Source organism: Kitasatospora sp. NPDC023120 (assembly GCF_055560835.1).
Window position 1 is genome coordinate 256,097 of sequence record NZ_JBVHHY010000002.1, and the last position, 21,893, is coordinate 277,989.

At 72.8% G+C, this 21,893-nt stretch carries 20 protein-coding genes; 8 read left to right on the plus strand and 12 right to left on the minus strand.

Going from position 1 to position 21,893, the window contains the following annotated elements; genetic code table 11:
* Positions 1 to 70: 70 nt before the first annotated feature.
* Positions 71 to 289 (minus strand): hypothetical protein, encoded by a 219-nt coding sequence (locus ACZ3TI_RS03735; RefSeq protein WP_465722905.1) that lies wholly within the window; start codon positions 287 to 289, stop codon positions 71 to 73.
* A gap of 9 nt (positions 290 to 298) precedes the next feature.
* Positions 299 to 1,333 carry a TetR/AcrR family transcriptional regulator C-terminal domain-containing protein gene (locus tag ACZ3TI_RS03740; RefSeq protein ID WP_465722907.1) on the minus strand — a complete coding sequence of 345 codons (1,035 nt, stop codon included), beginning with the start codon at positions 1,331 to 1,333 and terminating at the stop codon, positions 299 to 301.
* A 223-nt stretch (positions 1,334 to 1,556) separates the two neighbouring features.
* Between ACZ3TI_RS03740 and ACZ3TI_RS03745 the strand changes: the two genes are divergently transcribed.
* Positions 1,557 to 2,708, plus strand: a complete 1,152-nt coding sequence (locus ACZ3TI_RS03745) for an FAD-dependent monooxygenase (protein ID WP_465722909.1) — start codon at positions 1,557 to 1,559, stop codon at positions 2,706 to 2,708.
* Between the two features lie 148 nt (positions 2,709 to 2,856).
* The gene (locus ACZ3TI_RS03750) at positions 2,857 to 3,411 is read left to right on the plus strand and encodes a DUF1990 family protein (protein WP_465722911.1); all 555 of its coding nucleotides are present in this window, start codon (positions 2,857 to 2,859) and stop codon (positions 3,409 to 3,411) included.
* 60 nt (positions 3,412 to 3,471) lie between these two features.
* Here ACZ3TI_RS03750 and ACZ3TI_RS03755 read toward each other — a convergent pair whose 3' ends face one another.
* Both ACZ3TI_RS03755 and ACZ3TI_RS03760 read right to left on the minus strand, forming a co-directional pair.
* On the minus strand, positions 3,472 to 3,918 hold the full coding sequence (locus tag ACZ3TI_RS03755) for a YjbQ family protein (protein WP_465722913.1): 447 nt from the start codon (positions 3,916 to 3,918) through the stop codon (positions 3,472 to 3,474).
* Positions 3,919 to 4,175: 257 nt separating this feature from the next.
* Entirely contained in the window at positions 4,176 to 4,442 is a 267-nt protein-coding gene (locus ACZ3TI_RS03760; RefSeq protein ID WP_465722914.1) for a hypothetical protein, read from the minus strand.
* Between the two features lie 862 nt (positions 4,443 to 5,304).
* Between ACZ3TI_RS03760 and ACZ3TI_RS03765 the strand changes: the two genes are divergently transcribed.
* The gene (locus ACZ3TI_RS03765) at positions 5,305 to 7,509 is read left to right on the plus strand and encodes a bifunctional glycosyltransferase/CDP-glycerol:glycerophosphate glycerophosphotransferase (RefSeq protein WP_465722916.1); all 2,205 of its coding nucleotides are present in this window, start codon (positions 5,305 to 5,307) and stop codon (positions 7,507 to 7,509) included.
* 121 nt (positions 7,510 to 7,630) lie between these two features.
* On the opposite strand, the gene ACZ3TI_RS03770 is transcribed toward ACZ3TI_RS03765, so the two are convergent.
* The gene (locus tag ACZ3TI_RS03770; protein ID WP_465722918.1) at positions 7,631 to 7,843 is read right to left on the minus strand and encodes an EF-hand domain-containing protein; all 213 of its coding nucleotides are present in this window, start codon (positions 7,841 to 7,843) and stop codon (positions 7,631 to 7,633) included.
* Positions 7,844 to 8,018: 175 nt separating this feature from the next.
* Between ACZ3TI_RS03770 and ACZ3TI_RS03775 the strand changes: the two genes are divergently transcribed.
* Complete coding sequence (locus ACZ3TI_RS03775; protein ID WP_465722920.1) at positions 8,019 to 8,687, plus strand: lysophospholipid acyltransferase family protein; 669 nt, start codon at positions 8,019 to 8,021, stop codon at positions 8,685 to 8,687.
* 76 nt (positions 8,688 to 8,763) lie between these two features.
* Here the strand turns inward: ACZ3TI_RS03775 and ACZ3TI_RS03780 are convergent, their stop codons facing one another.
* The 3 genes from ACZ3TI_RS03780 to ACZ3TI_RS03790 form a co-directional block, all read right to left on the minus strand.
* Entirely contained in the window at positions 8,764 to 10,599 is a 1,836-nt protein-coding gene (locus ACZ3TI_RS03780; protein ID WP_465722922.1) for an ABC transporter ATP-binding protein, read from the minus strand.
* Between the two features lie 178 nt (positions 10,600 to 10,777).
* The gene (locus ACZ3TI_RS03785; protein WP_465722924.1) at positions 10,778 to 11,551 is read right to left on the minus strand and encodes an SDR family NAD(P)-dependent oxidoreductase; all 774 of its coding nucleotides are present in this window, start codon (positions 11,549 to 11,551) and stop codon (positions 10,778 to 10,780) included.
* A gap of 213 nt (positions 11,552 to 11,764) precedes the next feature.
* The gene (locus tag ACZ3TI_RS03790; protein ID WP_465722926.1) at positions 11,765 to 12,427 is read right to left on the minus strand and encodes a LysE family translocator; all 663 of its coding nucleotides are present in this window, start codon (positions 12,425 to 12,427) and stop codon (positions 11,765 to 11,767) included.
* 169 nt (positions 12,428 to 12,596) lie between these two features.
* Here ACZ3TI_RS03790 and ACZ3TI_RS03795 point away from each other — a divergent pair, with 169 nt between their 5' ends.
* Positions 12,597 to 13,940, plus strand: coding sequence for an aminotransferase-like domain-containing protein (locus ACZ3TI_RS03795; protein ID WP_465722928.1), 1,344 nt, complete (start codon positions 12,597 to 12,599; stop codon positions 13,938 to 13,940).
* A gap of 101 nt (positions 13,941 to 14,041) precedes the next feature.
* Here the strand turns inward: ACZ3TI_RS03795 and ACZ3TI_RS03800 are convergent, their stop codons facing one another.
* Genes ACZ3TI_RS03800 through ACZ3TI_RS03810 form a run of 3 tightly spaced genes read right to left on the minus strand, consistent with a single transcriptional unit; the run spans position 14,042 to position 17,591 of the window.
* The gene (locus ACZ3TI_RS03800) at positions 14,042 to 14,947 is read right to left on the minus strand and encodes an SDR family oxidoreductase (RefSeq protein WP_465722930.1); all 906 of its coding nucleotides are present in this window, start codon (positions 14,945 to 14,947) and stop codon (positions 14,042 to 14,044) included.
* A complete protein-coding gene (locus ACZ3TI_RS03805; RefSeq protein ID WP_465723332.1) occupies positions 14,944 to 15,960 on the minus strand; it encodes an alpha/beta fold hydrolase in 1,017 nt (338 codons plus the stop codon). Before ACZ3TI_RS03805 ends, ACZ3TI_RS03800 begins: the two co-directional genes overlap by 4 nt.
* A gap of 35 nt (positions 15,961 to 15,995) precedes the next feature.
* A complete protein-coding gene (locus ACZ3TI_RS03810) occupies positions 15,996 to 17,591 on the minus strand; it encodes a flavin-containing monooxygenase (protein ID WP_465722932.1) in 1,596 nt (531 codons plus the stop codon).
* Positions 17,592 to 17,763: 172 nt separating this feature from the next.
* On the opposite strand from ACZ3TI_RS03810, the gene ACZ3TI_RS03815 reads away from it, so the two are divergent.
* From ACZ3TI_RS03815 to ACZ3TI_RS03825, 3 genes are all read left to right on the plus strand, one after another.
* Positions 17,764 to 18,552: a MerR family transcriptional regulator gene (locus ACZ3TI_RS03815; RefSeq protein ID WP_465722934.1), complete on the plus strand. Its 789-nt coding sequence runs from the start codon at positions 17,764 to 17,766 to the stop codon at positions 18,550 to 18,552.
* A 110-nt stretch (positions 18,553 to 18,662) separates the two neighbouring features.
* Positions 18,663 to 19,634: an ABC transporter substrate-binding protein gene (locus ACZ3TI_RS03820; protein WP_465722936.1), complete on the plus strand. Its 972-nt coding sequence runs from the start codon at positions 18,663 to 18,665 to the stop codon at positions 19,632 to 19,634.
* A gap of 52 nt (positions 19,635 to 19,686) precedes the next feature.
* Positions 19,687 to 19,905 (plus strand): winged helix-turn-helix transcriptional regulator, encoded by a 219-nt coding sequence (locus ACZ3TI_RS03825; protein WP_465722938.1) that lies wholly within the window; start codon positions 19,687 to 19,689, stop codon positions 19,903 to 19,905.
* 148 nt (positions 19,906 to 20,053) lie between these two features.
* Here the strand turns inward: ACZ3TI_RS03825 and ACZ3TI_RS03830 are convergent, their stop codons facing one another.
* On the minus strand, positions 20,054 to 21,691 hold the full coding sequence (locus ACZ3TI_RS03830; protein WP_465722940.1) for a M4 family metallopeptidase: 1,638 nt from the start codon (positions 21,689 to 21,691) through the stop codon (positions 20,054 to 20,056).
* Positions 21,692 to 21,893: the final 202 nt, after the last annotated feature.

Here is a 21,893-nt window from a genome sequence, read left to right on the forward strand (position 1 = left end):
ACGCCGTCACGCAGTCACGCAGTCACGCGCTGACGTCGGCGGCTCGACCGGGGTTCGACAGCCTTCGGTATCAGCCCGAGCAGGCGATCCGCTGCGCCTGCTGCCAGGCGCAGACCGGGCAGAGCGTGCTGCCCAACTGGTCGGCGGGCAGCTCGGTCGGCTCGCCGCAGAGCACGCAGTCGGCGCGCGGTCCGGTGGCCGCCGGGTCGTGCCGCAGCGCGGCCTCGGCGCTACCCTCAGGGGCGAACTCGCAGACCGCCGCGGGTTCGTTCGTCGCGCTGTCGCTCATGCTGCCTTCCTACTCCGCCGCTCCACCCCGCCGCAAGGCGGCCCCGTTCCCGCAGCTGCTCCCACGCCCGGCCGACTCGATCATGGTGGCGACGCCGTCCAGCAACGGCTTCAGTCCGAAGGCGAACAGCGCGTCCAGGTCGAGGTCGTAGCCGTTGCCGAGGCTGCCCGTCGTCCGCGCGAACACGGGGTGGCGCTCGCCGGTGACGATCGCCGTCAGCGCCGGGCCCTGACGGTCCATCCACTGGTCCTCGGTGAGGCCGGTGGCCGCCTCGGCCTGGGCCTCCCGCTCCAGGTGCACGGCGATCCCCTGGACGTAGCTGTAGAGCAGCACGTGCAGGTCGAGCATGGTCGCGGCGTCGAGCCCGTGGCCGTCCAGCGCGGCGAGCGCCCACTCGGCGTGGTCCAGCAGGGCGGGCAGCATCAGCGGGCGGGTGAGCGCCCCGACCTGGGCGAGCCACGGGTGGCGCCGGTAGATCCGCCACAGCGTGTGCGCGCCGAGCTCCAGCCGCGCCCGCCACTCCCCCGGCGGTTCGGCCGGGTACGACTCCTCTCCGAACGCCGCATCCGCCATCAGCAGCACCAGGTCGTCCTTGCTCGGGACGTACCGGTAGGGGGACATCGCGGCGACACCGAGCCGGGCCGCGACGCTGCGCATGGAGAGCGCGGCGAGCCCCTCGCGGTCGGCGATCTCCATGGCGGCCCGGACGATCCGCTCCGCGGTGAGCTCGACGGACGGTCCCGAGGCTGGGAGTACGGCGGACACCGGCGCGGGCGCGGCCGGCGGGGGCGCAGCAACGGGGGCCAGGGCGGGGACAGCGGCAGCCACCACGGTGCCCACCCGGGGACAGGTCTCGACCAGCCCCTCCAGCCGCAGCGTGGTGAGCACCTTGGTGGCGGTGGCCAGCGCGACGTTCCACTCGCGGGCGATCCGCCGGGTCGAGGGCACCAGCTCGCCCGGCGCGAGCGTGCCGTCGGCGATCCGCCCGGCGATCTCGTCGGCGATGCGCCGGTACGGCGGGACGGACTCGGGCGCGGCGGTCATCGTCCGGCTCCCCTCCTGTGACGCGGATCTCTTTCCGCGGCGGCCAGAACTGTACTAGCTCAGAGGCTAGCAGGAAGGACGGGCCGCAATGCCTCGCTGCACTAGTCCAGAAGCACCGAAACCCCAGTTGGCGAGCCTGCGCGTACGCCGTACATTCAAGCCGCGTACAGCGTACGAGCCGATGCGCAACACCTGCGCGCGGACGGACAGCGAGGAGCAACCCATGAAGACCGTGCTCATCTCCGGCGGCGGCATCGCCGGCACCGCGCTCGCCACACTGCTGAGCCGCCGGGGCTTCGCCCCCACGGTGGTGGAGCGCGCCCCCGGGCTGCGCGGCGGCGGACAGGCCGTGGACGTCCGGGGCGTCGCACTGGACGTCGCCGCGCGGCTGGGCGTGCTGGAGCAGGTCCGCGCCCACCAAACCCGGATGCGGGGCATGTCCGTCCTCGACGGCGACGGCCGCGAGATCCACCGCTCCACCGAGAGCACGATCAGCAGCGGACGGCTCGACAGCGACGACATCGAGCTGCTGCGCGACGACCTCGTCCGGATCCTGCACGAACGGGCGGCGGAGGAAGGGGGCACCCGGTTCGTGTTCGGGGACAGCGTGACGGCGCTCGACCAGGACGAGAACGGCGTCCGGGCCCGCTTCGAGCACGCCGAGCCGCGCCGGTACGACCTGGTCGTGGGCGCCGACGGCCTGCACTCGGCCGTGCGCCGGCTGACTTTCGGACCCGAGGAGCACTTCGCCCACCACCTCGGGATGCACCTGGCGATCTTCAGCGCGGACAACTTCCTGGGCCTGGAGGACTGGCAGCTGTGGCTGCGCGACGGCGAGGCCGGCTACGGCGTCTACCCGGTGCGCGACAACACCGAGCTGCGGATCACCTTCGGATTCGGCGGCGGGCCACTGCCGGACGGGCGGCGCGATCCGGAGTCGCAGAAGGCGGCCGTCGCCGAGCGGATGGCGGAGCTGCGCTGGGAGACCCCGAGGCTGCAGAAGGCCCTCGCCGAGGCGTCCGACCTCTACTGCGACACGATGACGCAGATCCGGATGGACCGCTGGTCGCACGGCCGGATCGTCCTGCTCGGGGACGCGGGCTACTGTGCCTCCCCACTGTCGGGCCAGGGCACCAGCCTCGCCCTGGTCGGCGCCCATGTCCTCGCCGACGCCCTCACCGACGGCCTCGCCCGCTCCGGCGGCGACCATCGCACCGCCTTCGCCTCGTACGAGGAGCGGCTGCGCCCGTTCGTCGCGCTCAACCAGGCCCTGGCGACCGAGAACCCGGGCGGACCTGCGGCCGAGGAATCGGTGGAGCGGGCCAAGAACGCGATCTCGCTCGACGGCGAACAGATTTCAGAAAACGTTCGCTGAAATCTGTCATCCGAAAGCTGTCATCTGAAATCTGTTCGCCGAAAGTCGTTCGCCACCCGCCGAGCCACCCGCCGCCCGCCACCCGCCGCCCGCCGCCCGAACCGCCCCACCCTCCGGCGACGCCAGCGGCACGGTTACCGTGACCGGCATGGCTACCGATCTCCACCACCGCCTTCTCGCTGCCCGCGCCACCTCACCCTCATATGCCGAGGTGGGGGCCACCCGGGGCGGCCGGTTGCCGGACGGGTACGCGCACCTGCGGCGCCGGGTGCACCTCGGGCACGGGCCGGAGGTGCTGGAGCGGGCCGGGCGGTACGTGCTCGGCTGGGGCAGCCAGTTGGGCACCGGCTTCGCGGTCTTCCCCGGCGGTCCGGCCCGGGACGGGGACACCGTGCTGCTGCGGCTGAGTCTGCCGGGCAGCCGGTGGCCGAGGGTGGTGATCCCCTGCCGGGTGGTGTGGACGGTGGACGAGTCGGACCGGATCGGGTTCGCGTACGGCACGCTCCCCGGGCACCCGGAGTGCGGCGAGGAGGCGTTCCTGGTGTCGATGGACGCCGAGGGCGAGGTGTGGTTCGAGGTCACCGCGTTCTCCCGGCTATCCGCCTGGTACGCGCGTCTGGGCCGGCCGGTGGCCCTCCTCTGCCAGCACCTGGCGATCGAGCGCTACCTCACCGCGGTGGCCGCCCACGTCGGCGACCGGTAGCCGGGAGCCGGCCCATCGGCACCGGCTCACCAGCCCACCGACACCACCCACCCGCCGGAGTCAGCCCAGGAACGACAGCCGGACGGTGCGCCGCGGGTTGTCCCCGTTGGTGTCGACCAGCACCACGGACTGCCAGACGCCGAGCGCGAGTTGGCCGCCGAGCACCGGCAGGGTGGCGTGCGGGGCGACCAGTCCGGGCACCACGTGGTCCCGACCGTGTCCGGGGCTGCCGTGCCGGTGGCGCCAGCGGTCGTCGGCCGGGAGCAGCTCGCGCAGGGTGGCGAGGAAGTCGTCGTCGCTGCCGGAGCCGGTCTCCAGGACGGCGATCCCGGCCGTGGCGTGCGGGACGAAGATGTTGAGCAGGCCGTCGCGCCCGGCGGCCCGCTCGTCGAGGAACACGGCGCAGCGGTCGGTGATGTCGAGGGCGACCTCGCGGCTGCCCGTGGTGATCTCGAAGGTGGTGGTCTGGAACGGGCCGGTCGGGGTGGAGTGCTTGTTGTCCGCCATGGCGCCATCCTGGCCCAGGTCAGGGGGCCGGGCGTACTGCCTCGCCGACTCGCCTTGCCAGGGAGGCAAACTCGCATAGGGTGAAAGGTTCAGACCACGGAGCGCGCCCCGGCTCTCCCCCGGAACCCCCGCTCCCGGATCCTCCCCCGGAACCGCAGCCGCCCGGATACGCCAATGACCCGGCGGACCGGATGCTCCACCGGGTCTGTTCCCGACCAGGACGGGACGACGGCTGGCGACGGCCAGGGGCGAACCCCCTAGCCGCGCCCGCCGAAGAGGCTTCGCCGCAGCCGACGCAGCGGCGTCAGCAGCGAGATCCTGGTGTGGCGACGACGGGTCGCCGGGGCCCCGGCGCCGCGCGGCGTCAGCTCCCTTATCAGCCCGAGCGCCTCGGCGGTGTCCACCGCCGGGAGTGCGGGCGCGCCGAGCACGGCCAGGTGTCGTTCGATCCGGCGGCCGGTCGTGCCGACACCGCACTGGACCGCCGGCACACGGGGCCGAGTCCGCACTTGCATGTGTTCCATCAGTTTTCCCACCCCTACGAGGCGCCAGGGCCGTGAGGCGAAGACTATCCGTGTCGGACGGCCTTCGCGCAACCGCCCTGGTGTTCTGCCACCGTACCGTGCGGCGTCAACTGACGATGCACCAGGGGGCACCCGGGCGGTCACGACTAGGCATCAATGATGGTGCACGACCGGCCATCCGTCAGCAGGGCCACGAGGCACGGGCCCGGCGCCCGTGTGCGCGGTGCGCGCCCGGCGCACGGGCGCTCGCAGCCACTCGCTCGACCACCACCCCGCCACCCGCGCGGGACCACGCGGGCCCCCACGGACACCCACCGGGCACCCGTCGGGCACCCCCCGTAGGCATCCGCATATAGGGGACAGCCGCCAGATCGACAAAGTGATCTTCGGGACCGTCGTCACCCCGACGTCGACCCACTGGCGCCCGACTTCATGAAGTGAACACATTCGAGGGATTGACTCCCGCCGAACCTCCAAGCAATATCTGATGCACGCGCCAGGTGCCCGCACCGCACCCACGCGCGTGTTCGAGTAGTGATGAAATAGGCACGAAGAACTCCGGCTCCCGCGAGCCACTGCCCGGCCGCCTCGACGCTGCGGTGGCCAGGCTCGCGCGGTGCCCGGACCGGCGGCCGGCCGTAGAGGGTCGGCCGGGCCGCCACCTGACTGCCGGTGCCGCCCCGCGAGGGGCCCGGCACCGGCGGTCCCGGGTCCACCACCCCTCCCGGCCGCGGGCAAGCCCCCGGCAAGACCCGCAGCTCCCGCCGGATTCCCGGCAAGATCCCGGCACCGGCCCCCGCACCGGCTCCCACACCGGACGTCCACGCAGGTCGCGCCCGGTGGATCGGTAGACTCGGCCAGCGTGTCCCTCCTCCTCAGCATCGTGCTCCCGGTCCACGGCGTGGAGCGGTACCTGCCGCGCTGCCTCGACTCGATCCTCGGCGACACCCCCGCCCTGGAGTCGCGCTTCGAGGTGATCGCGGTCGACGACCTCTCCCCCGACGGCTCCGGCGCGATCCTGGACGCCTACGCGGCCCGCGACCCCCGGCTGCGGGTGATGCACCTCACCGAGAACCAGGGCCTCGGCGGCGCCCGCACCGCCGCCCTGCCGCAGGCGCGCGGCGAGTACGTCTGGTTCCTGGACAGCGACGACTGGGTGCCCGAGCGGACCGTCAGCGTGGTCCTCGACGAGCTGGCGCAGGAGCGCCGCCGGGAGACCCCCGCCGACGTGCTGATCACCGACTTCACCCACGTCTACCCGGACGGCGGGACGGAGCCCAACCCCTGGCGGCACGTGCTGACCGGCTCCCCGCTGATCGAGGGCAGCACCCTGGCCGAGCACCCGGCGCTGTTCCAGACCGTGATGTCGGTGTGGAACAAGGTGTTCCGCCGCGCCTTCCTGGACGGCCTCGGGGTCTCCTTCGGCCGCGGCTACTACGAGGACATCTCGGTCACCTACCCGGCGCTGCTCGCCGCCGAGCGGCTGCGCTACCTCGACCGCCCCTGCTACAACTACCGGCGCGGCCGGGACGGCGCGATCACCGCCACCGCCTCCCCCAAGCACGCCGACGTCTTCGCCCAGTACGACGCGATCTTCGCCTTCCTGGACCGCCCGGACCGCCCCGGCCGGCCCGTCCCGGATTCGCTGCGCACCCTGGTCTTCGACCGGACCGTCCGCCAGGCGCTCAACGTCTACGACACCCCCGGGCTGGTCCCCGCCGACCTGCGCCGGGAGTTCTTCCAGCGGATCGCCCGGCACTTCGACCGCCACCGCCCGTCCGGCTACCGCTTCCCCGGCGGGGTGCGCGGCGTGCAGTACCGGCTGGCCGCGCGCGGCGCCCGGATCGCCTACGCCGAGCTGCGCCGAACCGGGCGGCTGCCGCGCGAACTCAAGCGCGGGGCACGGGCGGTGGCGCCCGCGGTGAAGAAGGGGGTGCGCAGCGGCGCCCGGTTCACCGCGTACAACGCCTTCCGCCGGCTGCCGCTGGACGAGCACCTGGCGGTCTACGCCGCGTACTGGCACCGGGGTTACGCGTGCAGCCCGGCGGCGATCTACGAGAAGGCGAAGGACCTCGCGCCGCGGATCCGGGGCGTGTGGGTGGTCGAGAACCGCCGGCAGGCCGCCACGCTGCCGCCCGGGGTGCCGTACGTGATCGTCAACACGCCCGCCTACCTCAAGGTGATGGCGACCGCCAAGTACTTCGTCAACAACGTCAACTTCCCGCGCACGATGGTGAAGCGGCCCGGCTCGGTGCACGTCCAGACCCAGCACGGCACCCCGCTCAAGGCCATGGGCATGGACCTGCGCGACCGCCCGGAGGCGGCGGAGGGGATGGACTTCGACCTGCTCCAAGAGGCCATCGACCGCTGGGACTTCCTGGTCTCCCCCAACCCGCACACCAGCGAGCACTTCGCGCGCGCCTTCCCCGGCCGGTACGAGATGCTGGACACCGGCTACCCGCGCAACGACCGGCTGGTCGACGCCGACCCGGCCGAGGTGCGCGCGCTGCGCGAGCGGCTGGGGCTGCGGCCGGGCACCAGGGCCGTGCTGTACGCGCCGACCCACCGCGGCGGCAAGGGCGGCTACGTGCCGCTGCTGGACGTGGCCGAGCTGGCCCGGCGGCTGGGCCCGGACTTCACGCTGCTGGTGCGCACGCACTACTTCCACACCGGCGGGCCGGGCGACCTGACGGCCGGCGGGGACGCGGCGGAGATCGTCGACGTCTCGGCGTACCCGACCGTCGAGGACCTCTACCTCGCCGCGGACGTGCTGGTGACGGACTACTCCTCGATGATGTTCGACTACGCGGTGCTGGACCGGCCGGTGGTGATCTTCGCGCCGGACTGGGAGGAGTACCAGCGGGAGCGCGGCGTCTACTTCGACCTGTTCGCGGAGCCGCCGGGCGCGGTCACCGAGACCGCGGACGAGCTGGCGCGGGCGCTGCTGGCGGGCGATCCGGCTCCGGGGGCGCGGGCGCGGTTCCGGGCGAAGTTCTGCGTCTGGGACGACGGCGGGGCGGCGGAGCGGGTGGTGCGCCGGGTGTTCCCGGTGGACGGCGGCCGGTAGGCCCCCGGGGGAACGCGGTGGGGCCCATTCGGGCCCCGCACGGGGAAGCGGTGGAGCCTGGTCGGAGCCTCCGGACGGGGCCGGTGCCGCCGGTACGGCGACCGGCCCCGTCGGCGCGGGCTCAGCGCCGGCGGGCGGCCAGGAACTCCTCGAAGGTCAGGACGCCGTCGTGGTTGGTGTCCATGCTGTGGATCAGCGCCTCGGCCATCGAGATGGTGACGTCGTGGTCGCCCATCTCGTTCGCGGCCAGCGCGTACTCGGCCGCGGTGATCTTGCCGTCGCCGTCCTTGTCGTAACGGTCGAAGAAGGCCTTGATCGCCTCGGTGGTCTCCATCGTTCCCTCCTGGGGTACTGCGGGTTCTGCTCGGTTCGGACGGCCGTACACTACCCGGCCGTGGTGTGCGCCACGGTGGCCGGGAGTGGACGGGCGCGGGGGTGGGTGTCGTAGTCTGCGGATCTGATTGCGGGCCCGGGCACCTCCCGGGCCTCGTTCGTCCAGGGAGGGAACCGTGCTCGACCTCGCCACCAAGCTGGTGCTGAAACCCCTTTCCCGGGGGATCTGGCGCCCGGTCATCGAGGGTGCCGAGAACGTACCGAGCAAGGGCGGGGTGATCCTGGCCAGCAACCACCTGTCCTTCATCGACAGCGTGGTCATCCCGCTGACCGCCCCGCGCCGGGTGCACTTCCTCGCCAAGGCCGAGTACTGGACCGCTCCCGGCCTCAAGGGCAAGCTCTCCAAGGGCTTCTTCGAGTCGATCGGCGCGGTGCCGGTCGAGCGCGGCACCTACCGCTCCGCCCAGGCCTCGCTGGAGTCGGCGCTGGAGATCCTGGAGGACGGCAAGGCCTTCGGCATCTACCCCGAGGGCACCCGTTCGCTGGACGGCCGCCTCTACCGGGGCAAGACGGGCGTCGCCTGGCTCGCGCTGACCGCGGGGGTGCCGGTGGTGCCGGTGGCGCTGGAGGGTCCGGAGCAGATCCTGCCGGTGGGCAAGCGGGTCCCGCGGATCAAGAAGGTGACGGTCCGCTTCGGTGAACCGCTGCACTTCGACGAGCTGCACGGGCAGGCCCGTTCGCTGAAGGCCCGTCGGCAGGTGACCGACGAGGTGATGGCGGCGATCCAGCGGCTCTCCGGCCAGGAGGTCGTGGGCAGCTACAACGAGGTACCGAAGGCGGCCTGACCGCCGGCGCCGGGGGCCTCCGACCGCCCGAGGGTCCCCCGACCGCCCCGGGGCCCCTGACCGCCCGCCCGGGCGCTCACACGCGGCCGAGCGCGGCCCCCGGCAGGGCGGCCGCCTCCGGTGCCTCCCGGCGCAGCAGGGCCGCGTACCGGCCGTCCAGCTCCACCAGTTCGTCGTGGGTGCCGAGTTCGACCACCTCGCCGTGGTCCAGGACGGCAATCTGGTCGGCGGCGCGGACGGTGGAGAGCCGGTGCGCGATGGTGATGGTGGTACGGCCGGCGGCGAGGGTGTCCACGGCCTGCTGGACGGCGCGTTCGGTGCGGTTGTCGAGCGCGCTGGTCGCCTCGTCGAGGATGAGCACCGGCGGGTTGCGCAGGATCGTCCGGGCGAGCGCGAGGCGCTGTTTCTCGCCACCGGAGAAGCGGTAGCCGCGCTCGCCGACCAGGGTGTCGTACCCGTCCGGGAGGGCGGCGATGGTGTGGTGGATCTGCGCGGCCCGGGCGGCCTCGACCAGTTCGGCGTCGGTGGCGCCGGGCTTGGCGAAGCGCAGATTGTCGGCGACCGAGGCGTGGAAGAGGTAGGTCTCCTGGGAGACCACGCCGACCGCGCGGGCCAGGGTGTCGAAGGAGAGCTCGCGCACGTCGACGCCGTCCAGGGTGACCCGGCCGCCGGTGACGTCGTAGAGCCGCGGCACGAGGTAGCTGAGGGTGGTCTTGCCCGAGCCGGTCTCGCCGACCACGGCCAGTGAGCTCCCGGCGGGGACCTCGAGGTCGACGCCGGAGAGGGTCGGGCGCTGCTGCTCGGGGTCGTAGCGGAAGTCGACGCCCTCGAAGCGGATCTCGCCGCACGGGTCGGTCAGGACGACCGGGTCGGCGGGCTCGGCGATCTCCACCGGCAGGTCGAGGTATTCGAAGATGCGCTGGAAGAGCGCGAGCGAGGTCTGCACGTCCACGCCGGTGGACAGCAGGCTCACGGTGGGGCGGAAGAGGCCCAGCTGGAGGGTGACGAAGGCGATCAGGGTGCCGACCGAGACGATCGGCGCGCCGGCGGCGGAGGTCAGCCCGGCCGCCCAGTAGATCAGCGCGGGCATCGCGGCCATCACGACCTGGATGGTGTTCATCCGCCAGCGCCCGGCCATGCCGGCCCGGACCTCGAGGTCGGCGAGCCGGTCGGATTGCTCGGTGAACTCCCGGGCGAGCGAGTCGGAGCGGCCCATGGTGCGGCCGAGCAGGATGCCGCTGACCGAGAGCGACTCCTGGACCGCCGAGCTCATCGCCGCCAGCTGCTTCTGCCGCTCGGTGGTGATCTTCTTGCGCTCCTGGCCGACCCGGCGGCTGATCCAGACGAACAGCGGGAGCAGGACCAGGGAGACGACGGTGAGCCGCCAGTCGAGGGCGACCATCGCCACGACGGAGGCGACCACCGCGGTGAGGTTGGAGACCAGGCTGGTCGCGGTGGACGTCACCGTGGACTGCATGCCGCCGATGTCGTTGGCGATCCGGGACTGCACCTCGCCGGTCCGGGTGCGGGTGAAGAAGGCCAGCGACTGCCGCTGCAGGTGCTCGTAGACGGCGGTGCGCAGGTCGTGCATCACGCGCTGGCCGACGGTGGTGGAGATCAGCGTCTGCAGGACGTTGAAGACGCTGTTCACCACGGCGGTGAGGATCATCCCGAGCACCAGCAGACTGAGCAGCCCGGTCCGGCCCTGCGGGATCGCGGTGTCCAGGACGGCCTTCAGCAGGAACGGCGAGACGACCGAGACCACGGCGGAGGCGGCGACCAGCAGCCCGACGGCGGCAAGGCGGCCGCGGTACGGGCGGAAGAGCGCGAGGATGCGCCGCCACTCGGCGGGCGGGCGGGGCTCGCCCTCGGCGCGCTCGGGCGGGGTCCAGTCGATCGCTGCGGGCCTCAAGGGCGGGCCTCCCTGGGTGGGTCGGGCGGGCGGGTCGGATGGTCGGGCGGGCGGGTCAGCATTGCGAGGATAGCTCATAGTTAGACAAGCTAATAGTGAGATACCTTTGCCATTGCCGACCGCCCGCCGACCGTCCGGGAACTCGCCCCCGGCCGCCCTGGAGGCCCCGCCCCGACCGTCAGTCGGTGCGGTACGTGCGCGCCGCCTTGGAGGAGAGGCCACCGAGCTTGCCGGACGGCAGCACCCGGGCGATCGCCACCGCGAGCTTGTACCGCTTGCCCGGCACGGACAACGACCGGCCGCGGGCCAGGTCGCGCATCGCCTCGTCCACCACCCGCTCGGCGGAGAGCCAGGACCAGGCCGGGATGTTGCCGGTGCCCATGCCCGCCCGCTCGTGGAACTCGGTGCGGGTGAAGCCCGGGCACAGCGCCATCATCCGCACGCCCGTGCCGCCGAGGTCGCGCAGCACGCCCTGGGTGAAGCTGACCACCCAGGCCTTGCTCGCCCCGTACGTGCCGCGGGGCAGGAAGGCCGCCACCGAGGCGACGTTGACGATCGCACCCCGCCCGCGCTCGCGCATGCCGGGGAGCGCGGCCGTGGTCAGTCGCAGGATCGCCTCGATGTGCACCTTCAGCATGTCCAGCTCGTCCTGCAGCGGGACGGTCCCGAACGCGCCCTTGTTGCCGAAGCCGGCGTTGTTGATCAGGAGGTCCACCGGGCGGGCGGAATCGGCGAGCCGGGCCTCGACGGCGCCGATGCCCTCGTCGGTCGCGAGGTCGGCGGTCAGCACCTCCGTCTCGACGCCGTACTTTCCGTGCAGGTCGGCGGCGGCGCGCTCGAGTCGCGCGGTGTCCCGCGCCACCAGGACGAGCTGGTAACCGCTACGGGCGAGCCGGCGGGCGAATGCGGCTCCGATGCCGGCGGTCGCGCCGGTGATCAAGGCTGTGGTCATACCCCCGACCGTACCGACTCGGTGGAGTCGAGCCCACACCGAGTGCAACGTCCCGGCTCAGGGGGTTGCGGATGCAGGGGTTAGATCGCACCCGCAGTGTCGGAGAGGGGCGCCGCCCGACCGGACGGTGAAATCCAGACGAGGAGGCGCATCTGATGCTTACTCAGTGCCGGGCCCGGCAGGAGCCGCCGGGCAGGCCCCGGGCAGTGCGCGTCAGACGGCCACCGCCTTGGCGCGGTCGGCGGCGATGTGCACCGCCAGGCCGGCGAGGACGGTGCCCATCACGTAGCGCTGGATGCGCAGCCAGGCCGGGCGGCGGTTGAGGAAGGCGGCGATGCTGCCCGCGCTCATCGCGATCAGGCCGTTGACGGTGATCGCGATCGTGATCTGGGTCAGGCCAAGCACCAGGCTCTGCAGGGCCACGTGGCCGCGCTCCGGTGCCACGAACTGCGGCAGCAGCGAGATGTACATGATGGCGATCTTGGGGTTGAGCAGGCAGGTCAGGAAGCCCATCGTGAACAGGCGGCGCGGCGGGTCCGGCGGCAGCTGCTGCGGGGCGAAGACCGCCGTGCCGCCGGGCTTGACCGCCTTCCAGGCCAGCCAGAGCAGGTAGCCGGCGCCGGCCAGCTTGATCGCGGTGTAGAGGGCGGGCACCACCGAGAACACCGCGGCCACCCCGGCCGTCACGGCCACGAGGTAGACCAGGAAGCCGGTCGCGACCCCGAGCAGCGAGACCAGCCCGGCGCGGCGGCCCTGCGCTATCGAGCGGGAGACCAGGTAGATCATGTTGGGCCCCGGCGACAGCACCATGCCCAGTGCCACGGCGGCGATCCCGAGCAGGGCGTGGCCGTCCACGGCGGATGTCAGCGTGTCCATGGTGGGAGGCTAGGACGGGCGGCTACCTCGATGCAATGATGACTTTGCACTCGGTGCAATGTGCTTCAGGGTGCGGCACCGACCGGGCGCGGCAGCTACCCGGTGCGGCGCCCACCGGGTACGGCGCCAGGTGGGTGCGACACCGCTTCGCGTGAGGGGATCGATGCCGATGGACGACTACCGCCTGATCGCCGACCAGGTCGCCGCCGACATCACGGACGGACGGCTGCGACCCGGCCAGCAGCTGCCCACTCAGCGCGCCTTCGCCCGCAGCCGGGGCATCGCCGACTCGACGGCGGGGCGCGTCTACCGGGAACTGGCCCGCCGCGGGCTGACCGTCGGGGAGGTCGGGCGCGGGACCTTCGTACGGGCCGGACGCGGGGCGGACGGCGGACCGGTCGCGCTCTCCGAGCCGGCCGCCGCGCCCGTCGACCTGGAGCTCAACTACCCCGTGGTCCCCGGGCAGGCCGAGCTGCTGGCGGGCGGACTCGCGCCGCTGCTGCGCCCGGACGCGCTCGGGGACGCGCTACGGCCGATCGGCGCGGCCGGGACGGGTGCGGCGCGGCGGGCCTTCGCCGGGCTGCTCTCGAACGACTCCTGGGAGGTCGGTGCCGCGGACCTGCTGTTCGCGGGCAACGGGCGGCAGGCCATCGCGGGGGCGCTCTCCGCGCTGGTTCCGCCCGGGCAGCGGCTGGGGGTGGAGGAGCTGACCTATCCGGTGGTCAAGGCGGCGGCCGAGCGACTGGGCATCCGGCTGGTGCCCCTGCCGGTGGACGAGGACGGGCTGCTTCCGGACGCCGTCGCGACCGCCCACCGGACGGCTCCGCTGCGTGCCGTGTACCTGCAGCCTCGGCTGCAGAACCCGCTCGGGGTGAGCCTGCCGCCCGAGCGGGCGGCGGCGCTCGCGAAGGAGCTGCGGCGGCTCGACCTGCCGGTGGTCGAGGACGCCATCTGGTCCTTCCTCCGGCCGGAGCTGCCGCCGCTGGCCGCGCTCGCGCCGGAGCGCACCGTCCTGGTGGACAGCCTGTCCAAGCGGCTGGCCCCCGGGCTGACCACCGGGTTCGCGGTCGTGCCGGGCGGGCTGCGCGAGCGGGTGGCGGGCGCGCTGCGCTCGGGCGGGTGGACGCCGAGCGGCTTCGCACTGGAGGCCGCGGTGCGCTGGATCGGGGACGGCGGGCTGGCGGCGGTCGAGGCGGCGAAGCGGGCCGACGCGGCGGCCCGGCAGCTGCTGGCGCGCGAGGTGCTGGCGGGGCAGCGGCTGCGGTCCGACCCGCGCTCGTACTACCTGTGGTGGGAGCTGCCGGGGGCCTGGCGGGCGGAGGCCTTCGTCGCGGCGGCTGCGAGCGCCGGGATCTCGCTCACACCCGCGACGGCGTTCGCCGTGGACCCGCGGCGCTCGCCGTCCGCCGTCCGCGTCGGGCTGGCATCGCCACCGCTGCCGGTGCTGGCGCGGGCTCTGGAGACGCTGGCTCGGATCGTGGACGGTGGCGGGCGGGGGGCGGCGCACAGCTGACAGATGACAGATTTCGAAATCTGTCATCTGTCAGCTGTTATCTGTCGCCTGTCAGACGTCAGACGTCAGACGTCAGACGCCAGGCGGTCAGCTGTCGCCTGTCAGCCGCCCGAGCCGCTGTGGCTCCCCCGGGCCGCCGTGTCCGCCGCGCCTCCGGCGCCGACGGCGCGCAGACGGCTCGCGGCAGTAGCGGCGAGCTGGGGGGCGAGGCGGGCGACGTCCCGGGAGCCGACCACCGCGATCAGGCTCGGCAGCACCCAGCGGACCGGCTGCATGCCGCGCAGCCAGGCCTGGGCGTACACGTGGGCGGACCGGCGGGCGATCCCGGCGACGATCCGCTCGACCGCGGGCTCCAGCGGGTACGTCTTGTTCGCCGGCCACGGCAGCCGGGACCGCATCTGCTTCAGCACGGTGTCCTCGTCGGCACCGCGCACCATGTCGGTGTCGGTCCAACTCAGGTAGCCGACACCGACCTTCACCCCCTGGTAGGCGACCTCTGCGCGGATCGAGTGGGCGAAGGCCTCCACCCCGGCCTTGCTGGCGCAGTACGCGCTCATCAGCGGTGCGGGCGTGAGCGCGGCCAGCGAGGCGATCTGCAGCAGGTAGCCGCGGCTCTCGGCGAGCGCGGGCAGGAAGGCCCGGGCGGTGGCGACGCTGCCGAGGAGGTTGACCTCGATGACCCGGCTGAACGCCCGGTGGTCGCTGTCCGCCAGCGGTCCGCCGATGGCGATCCCGGCGTTGGCGACGACGGTGTCGATCCGCCCGTAGTGCTCCTTGATCCGGCGGGCGGTGTCGTCGAGCGCGTCGAGGTCGGTGACGTCCACCTCCCAGCTGGTCGCGTTCGGACTGCACTGGGCGGCGACGGCCTTCAACTCCTCCGGCTCCAGCCCCAGCAGGGCGACCTTGGCCCCGCGCCGGGCGAGCTTGCGGGCCAGCGAGGCGCCGACCCCGCGGGCGGCCCCGGTGACGACGACGACCTGCGCGGACAACGGCGGGATGGCGTTCATGCGACGGCGGTCCTCTCGTCGGTGGAATCGACGGCACTGTCAGCCGTGCCGTCAACGGTGGAGCCGGCGGTGGGGCCGGCCGTGGAGCCGGCGGTGGAGCCGGCCGCTGCGGCCGGAGCGGGAACGGCGGCGACCGGCGTGCCGACCAGGTGCTCGGCGGCCATCCGGTGGATCTCCGCGGCGACCTCCTCCGGGCGCTCCAGCGGCGACATGTGCCCGACCCCGGGCAGCAGCAACAGACCCTGCGGGTCCTTGAGTTCGGCGACCATCCGGTGCGCGTGCACGGGCGGGGTCAGCCGGTCCTCGGTGCCGACCACGACCGCCGTGGGCGCGGCGAGCCGGGCGAGCCCGGCGCGGACGTCCAGCCGGTCGAGCACCGCGGCCCAGTTGGCGCGGACGGCGGTCGGGCAGGCGTGCACGATCCGGGCCGTCGCCTCGACCTGCCCGGCAGGCGAACCCGGGCCCATGGTCGCGTACTTGAGCGCCACCCGACTGACCGGCGAGACCGGTCCGAGCGGCATCCGGGAGCGCAGCAGCTGCCGGTGCAGGAACCGGCGCAGGCCCGGGGAGCGTACACCCGGGGGCAGGACGGTGAGCTCGGCCACCAACTCGCTCGGCCCGGTGGAGATCAGGACGGCGGCGGCGGTGCGCTCGGCCACGTCGGGGCGGCCACCCGCGGCCATGATGGTCATCCCGCCCATGCTGTGCCCGGCCAGTACGGCCCGCTCCCCCGCCGGGACGGTCCGGGCGAGCACGGCGGACAGGTCGTCGGCGAGCGCCCGGGTCGAGTAGCGGGCCCGACTCGGCGGTACCTCGCTGTGCCCGTGACCGCGCTGGTCGTAGGCCACCACCCGGTAGCGGTCGGAGAGTTCGCGGATCACCGGGGCCCAGAAGGCGGTCGAGCAGGTCCAGCCGTGCGACAGCACCACGGTGGGGGCCCCGGGTTGGCCGTGCACCTCGACGTGCAACCGGATGCCGTCCGCCGAGCGTACGCTCAACTCCTCCACCGGCATCGGCGGTTCGTACTCAGCGGGCAGGTGGACGCCGGTCACGCGGAAACCTCCTGGACGGTACGGACGGCGGCCGGTGCGGCGCGCATGATCAGCTCGTACTCGCCGAGGTCCACCTTCCGGGTGGCGCGGCGGAACGAGGTGGTGGAGCCGGGCCAGAGCACGGTGTTCTTGCCGCTCGGGTCGAGGTACCAGCTGAGGCAGCCGCCGGTGGTCCAGACGGTGCGGTCCATCCGGTGCTGCAGTTCGAGGTTCCACTGCCGCTGGGCGCGTGCGGTCGGCTGCATCGCGGCGGCACCGATCGAGCCGAGCGTGGTCAACGCGTCGATCATGTAGTTCAGTTGGGACTCGATCATGAGGATCATCGAGCTGTTGCCGAGACCGGTGTTGGGGCCGATGACGAAGAAGAGGTTCGGGAAGCCGCGCACGGTCGAACCGCGCAGCGCCTCCATGCCGCCCTTCCACTCCTCGGCCAGGCTGGTGCCGTCGACGCCGAACACCCGGGCACCGATGGGCATGTCGGTGACGTGGAACCCGGTGCCGAAGACGATGGCGTCCACCTCGTGCTCGCTGCCGTCGGCCGCGACCAGCGTGGAGCCGCGCACTTCGCGCAGGCCGGAGGCGACGACCTCGGTGTTGGCCGCGGCGAGCGCCGGGTAGTAGGTGTTGCTCAGCAGGATGCGCTTGCAGCCGATCCGGTAGTCCGGGGTGAGCTTGGCGCGCAGCGCAGGGTCGGGGACGCCCTGCGCGATGTGGCGTTCGGCGAGCTGCTGGACGAGGCGCAGCAGTCCGGGACGGCGGACGAAGGCGTCCACCTGGAGCTCGCGCAGAGCGAAGAGGGTGCCGCGGCGGATCTTCGCGGTGACCGGCAGGCGGCCGTGCAGCCACTTCTCCAGCTGGGTGATCTCGCGGTCGCGGCGCGGCAGGACCCAGGCCGGGGTGCGCTGGAAGACGGTCAGCTTGCCGACCCCGGGCTGGATCGACGGGATGATCTGGGCGGCGGAGGCGCCGGTGCCGACCACGGCGACGCGCTTGCCGGTGAGGTCGAAGTCGTGGTCCCAGCGGGAGGAGTGGAACACCTTGCCGGAGAAGCCGCTCAGTCCGGGCAGGTTGGGGATCTGCGGGTCGGCGAGCGGGCCCGCCGCGGAGACGACGGCGTCGGCGGTCCACTGCCCGGCCGAGGTGGTGATCCGCCAGCGGGTCGCGTCGCTCTCCCAACGCGCTTCCAGCACCTCGGTGTTGAAGCGCAGGTGGGGGCGGAGTCCGAAGACGGTGGCGACCTTCTCCAGGTAGGCGCGGATGTCCGGCTGGCCGGAGAAGCTGCGCGGCCAGTCGGGGTTGGGCGCGAAGGAGAAGGAGTAGAGGTGCGAGGGCACGTCGCAGGCGCAGCCGGGGTAGCCGTTGTCGCGCCAGGTGCCGCCGACGGAGTCCGCGCGCTCGAGGACCACGAAGTCGGTGATCCCGGCGCGGCGCAGCCGGACCGCGGCGCCGAGGCCGCCGAAGCCGGAGCCGATCACCGCCACCCGGACGTGCGGGGCGGCCTCGTCCGCCGGGCGGGCGTCCGCCGTGCGGGCCTCGGTCGTGCCGGACGTCGCGGTCGCGCCGGGGCGGGGGCGCTTGCTGCTGGATGCCATGCGGCCTCCTCCTGAGGGTGGGGCGGTGATCATCGCGCTCTCCGGGACCTGCCCGGAACCCTGCCAATCGCGCCAGTAATCACTGGCATGGTTGGCAGGGTAGCCCTTGCTGACACCGGATGGAAGAAGCGCGACAGCCCCGATTCCGGGAGCCATCCGAGCCACCGGACCTATGCTGATCGCCGTGGACAAGGTCAGAGCTGCTGCGGGCGACAGAAAACGCGAGTACCGGGTGGAGGAACTGGCCGAAGCCGCCGGTATCACCACCCGCACCCTGCGCTTCTACCGCGAGCGCAAACTGCTCCAGCCGCCCCGCAAGGAGGGTCGGATCGCCTGGTACGGCGAGGAGCACCTGGCCCGGCTGCGGATGATCGGCGAGCTGCTGGAACGCGGCCACACCCTGGGCGGCATCGCCGAGCTGATCGGCGCCGGCGAGAGCGGACGGGACGTCGCGGACCTGATCGGGCTGGAGGCCGCGATCGTCGCCCCCTGGTCGGACGAGACGCCGGTGCGCCTGGACTGGGAGGAGCTGAAGGCCGCCTTCGGGGACCAGCTCACCGAGGAGAACACCGCCGAGTCGATCGAGCAGGGCTACATCACCGTCGAGGACGACGGGATCACCCACGTCAGCCGCCGCCTGATGGACGCCACCACCGAGCTGGTGGCGGAGGGCGTGCCGCTCTCGGCGGTCCTCGACGCCAGCCGGCGCACCCGGGAGCACGTGGACGCCATCGCCGAGATCTTCATCGAGGTGGTCACCGAGCACGTGCTCAGCGCACTGGCCGCCGACACCCCGCTGCCGCCCGGCGAGGCGGCCCGGCTCACCGAGCGCATCCTGCGGGTGCGGCCGCTGGCGCGGACCGTCGCCGACGCCCAGTTCACCCTCGCGATGGACCGCCGGGTGCACGCCGAGTACGACCAACTCCTGCGCCAGCGACGGGAGAACGGCTCCGAGGCGTAGCGGGCCCGCTGCGGTTCGGGGCCGTAACGCACCCTGCGGTACGAGGCGTAACCGGGTGGCCGTGCGGGCAGGGATTCCCGCGCCCCGCCCGTACGTCGGAGGTTCCGTCGATGCCCAGACCCCTCAGCCGCCGCTCCGCGCTCGCCCTCGCCGCCGGCCTCGCCCCGGGCCTGGCGCTCGCCGCCTGCGGATCCGGCTCCCCCGCTCCGACGGCCGGTTCGTCCGGCAGCGGCTCCATCCGCACCGTCCGGCACGCGCGCGGCGAGAGCACCGTACCGGCGCGGGCGGGTCGGGTGGTGGTGCTGGACACGGACGCGCTGGACTCGGTGGTCACCCTCGGCCTCGCCCCGGTCGGCGCCACCACCGTCAGCGCGGGCGCGCCCTTCCCGAGCTACCTCCCCGCCGAGCGGCTGGCCGGGACCAAGGCGGTCGGGACGATCGGCCAGCCCAGCCTGGAGACGATCGCGGCGCTGCGGCCGGACCTCATCCTCAGCAACCAGGTCCGCGACGACAAGCGGTACGACGAGCTGTCCAAGATCGCGCCGACCGTGCTCTCCAAGACCACCGGGCCGACCTGGAAGGAGAACGTCCGGCTGCACGCCGAGGCGTTGGGCCGCCAGGCCGAGGCCGAGGCGGCGGACGCCGCGTACCGGACCAGGCTGCGGGAGCTGGTCACCGCGCTCGGCGGCCCCGCCAAGGCCGCTGCCACCCGGGTCGAGATGGCCCGCTTCCTGGCGGGCGCGCCGACCAGGCTGTACCTCAACGACACCTTCGTCGGCTCGCTCTTCAAGGACCTCGGGCTCGGCCGGCCCGCCAACCAGGACAAGCCCGGCTTCTCGATGGAGATCAGCCCGGAGCAGGTGGACCAGGCGGCAGCCGACGTCATCTTCTACTCGCTGTACGGGGACGCCGCCAAGTCCGACCAGGGGAGGATCACCGAGGGCGCGCTGTGGAAGAACCTGGACGCCGTCCGCAACGGGCGGGTGTTCCGGGTGGACGACAACCTGTGGATGCTCGGCATCGGGTACACCGGGGCCGGCCTGGTCCTGGACGAGATCCGCAGGGACCTGGTGCCGGGGTGACGGACGAGGGATGGCAGAAGACGGATGACAGCTGACCGACGACAGGTGACAGGTGACAGATGACAGCGAACAGATGTTGAAAACTGTCATCCGTTCGCTGTCACCCGTCGGCTGTCAGCTGGAGGCGCCGCCCCGGGTCGACTACACCCTCACCGAGGCGGGCACAGCCGTGCTCGGCCCGATCCGCGCGCTCGGCGCCTGGGCCGCCGTCCACGGCGACACCGTCCTCGCCGCCCAGGACCGGTACGAGGCGAACCGCCGATCGGTCTGACGCAAAGTCAAATACCGCCCGGATTCCGCCGGATGTCGATGAGCGGCGGGGGTGACGGCGGTCCGCGCACCGTCTCCCCCGCCGCTCACGAGGCCCTACCGGCCGGCACCCACGACCCGGCGGGGCCTCGTTCGGCGTGCCCGCTGGCTCAGTTGACGTTGACCGCCGTCCAGGTGGCGGCGACCGCGTTGTACTCCGCGCTGTCCGCGCCGTACAGGTCCGCCGCCGCGCTGAGGGTGCCCGCACGGGCGCCCGCGTAGTCGGTGGTGGAGGTGAAGTACGTGGTCAGCGCCTTGTACCAGATCTGCGCGGCCTTGTCCCGGCCGATGCCGGCGAGCGTGGAGTTGTCGTAGGTCGGGCTGTTGTAGTCGAACCCGTTGATGCTCTTCGCGCCGCTACCCTCGGCCAGCAGGTAGAAGAAGTGGTTCGCCACGCCGGACGAGAAGTGGACGTCCAGGTTGCCGACGTTGGCATCCCAGTAGTCGGCGGACTGGCCGTCCTTGCTCGGCTGGTCCATGTAGCGCAGCGGGGTGCCGTTGCCGTTCAGGTTGATCAGTTCGCCGATCCAGTAGTTCGGCGGGTTGGAGGGCAGGTTGGCGTGCCACTCGACCATCGTGCCCATGATGTCCGAGGTGGCCTCGTTGAGGCCGCCGGACTCACCCGAGTAGTTCAGGTTGGCGGTCGCGGCGGTGACGCCGTGGGTCATCTCGTGGCCGGCCACGTCGATCTCGGTGAGCGGGGCGGCGTTGCCGCTGCCGTCGCCGTACGACATGCAGAAGCAGTCGTCGCTCCAGAACGCGTTGACGTAGTTGGAGCCGTAGTGCACCCGGCTGAGGGCGCCGACGCCGTCGTTGCGGATGCCGCTGCGGTTGAAGGTGCTCTTGTAGAAGTCCCAGGTGGTGGCGGCGCCGAACTGGGCGTCCACGGCGGCGGATTCACGGTTGGCGGCGGTGCCGTCGCCGAACCGGTTGCTGGTGTTGGCGAACAGCGAGCCGCTGCCCGAGGTTCCGTTCTTCATGTCGGTGGTGGACTGCCCGCCGCGGGTGTCGTCCTTGAGCTGGTACTTCCCGCCGCTCTGCGCGGTGGTCAGCGGGACCTGGCCGACGAAGACGCCGTTGCCGGTGCCGGAGGCGGTCTGCACCTTCTCGTGGGTGGAGAGCACCGCGCCGGTCGCGGCGTCGGTGACCAGGACCTGGCTGCTCGGGGTGCCGTCGGCGCGCACGCCCTCGACGGTGGTGCGGTAGGCGAGACGGGGGCTGCCGTCGGTGGCCCAGACCACCAGCTGGGCCGAGCCGGTCTGGTGGACGTCGGCCAGCGGGGACTGGTCGGCGTCGAGGGTCACCCCGACGTTGGCCTTGACGGCGCCCGTGGCCTGCGCGGCGGCCTGGTCGGCCGGGACCTTCGGGGTCGTGCTCGGCAGGGCGATCCGCGCGGAGACCGCCTTGGAGACCGACTTCACGGCACCGTCAGCCTTCTGGTGGACGACCAGGTCGCCGCCGATCACCGGCAGGCCGGCGTAGGTGCGCTCGAAGCGCAGGTGGCGGGTGCCGTCACGGTCCACCACGGCGTCCTTGGCGACCAGTTGCTCCTTGTCGCCGAGACCGAGCGCCTTGGCGAGCGGGCCGGCCTGGCCGCTCGCCACCGCGAGCGCGGTCGCGTGCTGCTGGGCGGCCTGCGCCTGCAGCGAGGGGGTGGGGGCGGCCTGGGCGGCGGTGCTCACCTGGATCACACCGGTCAGCAGGGCCGTGGCCGAGAGTACGGCGACAGCCGCGAGCTTTCGCTTCACGTACGAGTCCTTCCGGGAAACCGCGTGTGGGCGCGGTCGCGCCGCGTCCCGGGGGCCGGGTCGGCACCTGTGGGGCGGAACGGGCGCTGACGTGCTGAAATCCCGTGCAGTCGAGCGGCTCGCCACCAAGGGGTGGGGGTGGGGGCTACCGCTGGGGGATGACCAGAATCATGACAATGCGACAGGAGAAATGACAGGTCCG

Excerpts from the sequence above, each read along its gene's own strand:
- ACZ3TI_RS03735 (WP_465722905.1), bottom strand. The coding sequence starts at position 289 with ATGAGCGACAGCGCGACGAACGAACCCGCGGCGGTCTGCGAGTTCGCC.
- ACZ3TI_RS03740 (WP_465722907.1), bottom strand. The coding sequence starts at position 1,333 with ATGACCGCCGCGCCCGAGTCCGTCCCGCCGTACCGGCGCATCGCCGAC.
- ACZ3TI_RS03745 (WP_465722909.1), top strand. The coding sequence starts at position 1,557 with ATGAAGACCGTGCTCATCTCCGGCGGCGGCATCGCCGGCACCGCGCTC.
- ACZ3TI_RS03750 (WP_465722911.1), top strand. The coding sequence starts at position 2,857 with ATGGCTACCGATCTCCACCACCGCCTTCTCGCTGCCCGCGCCACCTCA.
- ACZ3TI_RS03755 (WP_465722913.1), bottom strand. The coding sequence starts at position 3,918 with ATGGCGGACAACAAGCACTCCACCCCGACCGGCCCGTTCCAGACCACC.
- ACZ3TI_RS03760 (WP_465722914.1), bottom strand. The coding sequence starts at position 4,442 with ATGGAACACATGCAAGTGCGGACTCGGCCCCGTGTGCCGGCGGTCCAG.
- ACZ3TI_RS03770 (WP_465722918.1), bottom strand. The coding sequence starts at position 7,843 with ATGGAGACCACCGAGGCGATCAAGGCCTTCTTCGACCGTTACGACAAG.
- ACZ3TI_RS03785 (WP_465722924.1), bottom strand. The coding sequence starts at position 11,551 with ATGACCACAGCCTTGATCACCGGCGCGACCGCCGGCATCGGAGCCGCA.
- ACZ3TI_RS03790 (WP_465722926.1), bottom strand. The coding sequence starts at position 12,427 with ATGGACACGCTGACATCCGCCGTGGACGGCCACGCCCTGCTCGGGATC.
- ACZ3TI_RS03795 (WP_465722928.1), top strand. The coding sequence starts at position 12,597 with ATGGACGACTACCGCCTGATCGCCGACCAGGTCGCCGCCGACATCACG.
- ACZ3TI_RS03800 (WP_465722930.1), bottom strand. The coding sequence starts at position 14,947 with ATGAACGCCATCCCGCCGTTGTCCGCGCAGGTCGTCGTCGTCACCGGG.
- ACZ3TI_RS03805 (WP_465723332.1), bottom strand. The coding sequence starts at position 15,960 with ATGCCGGTGGAGGAGTTGAGCGTACGCTCGGCGGACGGCATCCGGTTG.
- ACZ3TI_RS03810 (WP_465722932.1), bottom strand. The coding sequence starts at position 17,591 with ATGGCATCCAGCAGCAAGCGCCCCCGCCCCGGCGCGACCGCGACGTCC.
- ACZ3TI_RS03815 (WP_465722934.1), top strand. The coding sequence starts at position 17,764 with ATGCTGATCGCCGTGGACAAGGTCAGAGCTGCTGCGGGCGACAGAAAA.
- ACZ3TI_RS03820 (WP_465722936.1), top strand. The coding sequence starts at position 18,663 with ATGCCCAGACCCCTCAGCCGCCGCTCCGCGCTCGCCCTCGCCGCCGGC.